1 protein-coding gene is annotated in these 976 nt (G+C 22.6%); it reads right to left on the reverse strand.

Annotated features, from left to right (window positions below):
* The coding region (sbcB, locus tag LDP10_RS02960; RefSeq protein ID WP_265197254.1) for an exodeoxyribonuclease I at nt 1-810 on the reverse strand (810 nt) is incomplete at its 3' end.
* Nucleotides 811-976 lie beyond the last annotated feature (166 nt).

A 976-nucleotide genomic window follows, 5' to 3' on the forward strand; every position in this document is an offset into this window, starting at 1 on the left:
TTTAGTTAAATCAATACCTAACAATATATTATTATTTTTAGGATGTCGTAATATTGGAGATATTAAACTAATATTACTCCGAGAAGCACCAAATAATCCAGATATATAAAATACTGGTTTCATATTATTTATATCAATTAAATTTAATAATTTTCCTTTAACACGTATTTCAAATAAAAAATTAAATAATTTTGCATTTTTTTCTTTTAAAAATTTTGCTAATAAAACAGTCGCATAAACATCCGATAGAGCATCATGCGCTGCAATATGGGAAATATTATTTGCTTTACTAATATTTTCTAATTTAAAACTAGGCATCCCTATTTCATTTACCGGCCAATTTATTCCATTAGGCCGAATTGCGTAATATGTACGCAAAACACCCAATAAATCCCAACGAGAATTGTTATTCTTCCAACTCCAAGAATAAGGATCTAATAAATTTCTATAAAAAATATTTCGAGTTATTTCATCATCAAAACGAATATTGTTATAACCTATAATACAAGTATTACCTACATTAAAAATGTTATAAATATACTTAGAAAAATAAAATTCATTATAACCATCTAGAAATGTTTTTTGTGGAGTAATACCGGTAATTAATATTGCTTCAGGATTTGGCAAATAATCTATTGGAGGATAACAAAATAATATTTTTGGTTTATCAATAATATTAAAATTAATGTCAGTACGAATACATGCAAATTGTGAAGGTTTGTCTGAAGCAGGATTTGTTCCAAAAGTTTCATAATCATAAAAAAGAAACGTCGATACATTTTTTTTATATTTTTTAAAAACTTTTATCATAATCTCATAACTTACTATGAATAAAAAAAATAATTTTCATCAAAAAATATTTAAAATAAAATATATAAAATCAAAAAATACATTATATTTTTTTATACACTATGATAAATTATAAAAATTTTTATAGTGTGCAAAGACAAGATAAAAAAATTGTTAAAAAATAAAT

It is taken from the genome of Buchnera aphidicola (Pemphigus obesinymphae) (assembly GCF_026122815.1).
Lineage (GTDB): Bacteria > Pseudomonadota > Gammaproteobacteria > Enterobacterales > Enterobacteriaceae > Buchnera_C > Buchnera_C aphidicola_BJ.